Origin of the sequence: Streptomyces europaeiscabiei, assembly GCF_001550375.1 — a bacterium.
Lineage (GTDB): Bacteria > Actinomycetota > Actinomycetes > Streptomycetales > Streptomycetaceae > Streptomyces > Streptomyces europaeiscabiei.
The window spans coordinates 1-2,731 of sequence record NZ_LRTR01000339.1 but is presented as its reverse complement, the minus strand read 5'-3'; the positions used below and the strand labels follow the sequence as shown (position 1 = coordinate 2,731).

At 70.7% G+C, this 2,731-nt stretch carries 2 protein-coding genes; both read right to left on the bottom strand.

What is annotated here, in order from left to right; all coding sequences use genetic code 11:
• A partial coding sequence (locus tag AWZ10_RS47745; RefSeq protein WP_425264494.1) for a ComF family protein occupies positions 1 to 338 on the bottom strand: 338 nt, incomplete at its 3' end.
• 418 nt (positions 339 to 756) lie between these two features.
• On the bottom strand, positions 757 to 2,592 hold the full coding sequence (locus tag AWZ10_RS16355; RefSeq protein ID WP_060891426.1) for an LpqB family beta-propeller domain-containing protein: 1,836 nt from the start codon (positions 2,590 to 2,592) through the stop codon (positions 757 to 759).
• Positions 2,593 to 2,731: the final 139 nt, after the last annotated feature.

Below are 2,731 nucleotides of genomic sequence, written 5' to 3'. Positions count from 1 at the left end.
GGGTATGCCCGCCGCGCGGGCGGCACCGGAACCAGCAGCACCGGCCCGTCACCACCCGCCCGTACGGCCCCTGCCAAGGCCGTGCCGAGCGGTCCGGCGAGCGCCAGCGCACCCCGTTCCTTGTGCGCGATCAGCGTGGCCCGCACCGCGTCCTCGTACGGTGCCGCAGCGTGCACCACGGGCAACCCCGACGGCTCCGGCACCGGCCGCACCCGGCACGGCACGGCCCCGGTCAGAGCCGCGCGGCACTCCGGGCAGAGCACCGCGCGAGGCCTCCCGCAGCCTCCGCACTCGGCCGGCAGCACCAGATCCGTGAGGTCCCGCCACCACCTCCGCATGCCCACACTGTGCCAACGCATGCGAAACCCTGCCACCCCTGTGGACAACCGCCTGTGGACAACTCACCGCAACCACAGAGGGCTTCTCACCCACACGAATGACGAGTGCTCGAAAAAGACCGAGCCCCCTCACAAGATGACCGAACAGAACCCCCGGCCTGGACGCCCAAACCCCTCGCCACTCCAAGCCCACCCCTGCGCCGGAGCCCACAAAGCCCACAGCCCCACAGCCCCACACATCCGAGGGACACGGTGACCCGCCTGCGGCTCACCCCCCGCAGAGCCCTCAGCGTCACCGGACACGTCATCGGACACACCGCAACCCCAGGCCGCACCTCACCCACCAGGTGAGGTGCAGCCCGTTCACCTCACGCCCCGAACGCACCGAACGCACCGAACGCGCCACCCGCCCCGGCCCTCACCCCGGATAGACCGGCGCCAACCCTTCCTTGACCACCGTCTGCCACTGCGCCCCCGGGGACAGCCGGACGATCCCGTCGGCCGAGTGTGCGACCAACGGCTGGCTCTCGTCCTCGGACGCTGCGATCTCCTCCACGCCGGTGAGCGCGGAGGGCCCGGAACCCGGCGTCGGGGAGCCGTCGACGCGGACGTACCGCATCTGCTGCACGCCGCCGGGTTCGCGCCCCACGACCACGAGTTGGCTGTCGCCGGCCCACGACATGGCGGTGACGTCCTCCAGGTCCTGTGTCACGGACCGCAGTTCGACGATCGAGACGGTGGTGCTCTCCGCGTCGGCGTCCCGCTCGATGCGCCCGATGTACAGCGCCCGCTTGCCCTTGCTCTCCAGGATCAGCGCGACCCGCACACCGTCGGCGGCCACCCGCACCGCCTCGATACGCCCGTCGAGGTTGGGCGTCCTGACCTCCAGCGGCTCACCCATGCCGTCCGCCAGAACCAGCAGCCGGGCATTCTTGGGGTCCCGGTCGGCCACCCACAGATCGCCCCGCCCGTCCCAACTTGGCGTCGTCAGCCGGTCCTTCGCGGTGGCGCCGCTGCTGTGCAGCACCGGGTCGCCGAGCGTGCCACCCGCTGTCAGCGGCGTCACGTACAGATCGCTCCCGTCGGCCGACACACCGGCCGCCCGGTCCTCACCACGCGACACGGCGGCGGACCGCAGTTGCTTCTCTCCCTCACCGAGTGCCCCGGGAACGGCCGCCGGCGTGGTCAACGAGTCCCGCTCGGACAGCCGTACGAGCTTGTGGTCGCCGTCGATGAAGTACTCGTAGGCCGCGCTCTTGCCGAAGCCGTGCGCGGCGACGACGCCGGTCTGTCCCTCGCGGAACACGCACAACTGGGCACCGGTCGACCCCTGCAGCTCCACCTCGTCCACGCCCGTGGGCATGTAGTCCTGAAGGGTGAAGAGGAGTTGGGCGGCCATCTCCTCGCATCGGCTCTCCGAGACGCGGTCGGCCTTCTTGTTCAGCGGCACGACCAGCCTGTTCTGATCGTCCGGCGTCAGCGCCCGGGTGCCCTTCTTCAGGGCCGTACCGGAGGGGAAACTCGTCCTCGCGACCGGGTTGAGCCATCTGGTGGGGCCCTTCAGCAGGTCCCGGACCACCTGGGTCACCGGGTCGACCTGGCTGCGTACATAGACCGGGTCGGCGACTGTCCCCGGCTCACCCGACTGCGCGGCGGAGGTGAAGTAGTACTTGTTGATGGACTTGTAGTTGCGCTCGAAGTCCGACCTGCCGAGCACCACCCCCGGCGGCAGCTGGTCGATGCGCCACTGCTTGGTGTCCTTCACGCGCGTGAGGTGCACGGTCTTGCGGTACTCGCCGCTGGTGGGCCTGTACGCGTGCTGCCCATCGACCCGGGCGACGTTCTTGCCGGACAGCTCGTACCGGTACTCGTCGGTGTCGGGTCCCTCCCCCGTGACCGGGGTGTAGGGGGTGGGCGCCTCGGCGAGGACCGTGGTCGACTCGCCCGGATCCCATTCCTTGAGCGCCTTGCCGGTCAGGTACTTGCGTGCGGTCTCGTACTCCAGGTCGTCGCTGGTCAGGGCCTCCAGGAAGCCCTGCACGATCTCCTGCGGCTCGGCGTCGTCGGCGGGTGGCAACGCGAAGACCCGCACCTTCGAGTCCTGCCTCGGGGTGGACTCGACGTCGCGCATGTCACCGCTGTCCGGCATCGAGGCACACCCCACCAGCAGGACGGCACTGATGCCGAGAGACCCGATACGCGCAGTCGCCCGCACCGGACGCCTACGGCCGCGTTTCGCGCGGTCAGCGCCCACGGAATGCCTCCCCCTGCTCGTGCTGCCGCTCCGAATCGCTCTCCGCCGGCCTCTCCTCGGCCTGTCCCTCACGGTCGTCGGGCCGCAGCGCGGGCTGCGCCGGGGGCGGTGTCGCGGACGGAGTGGCGGACCGGGGCAC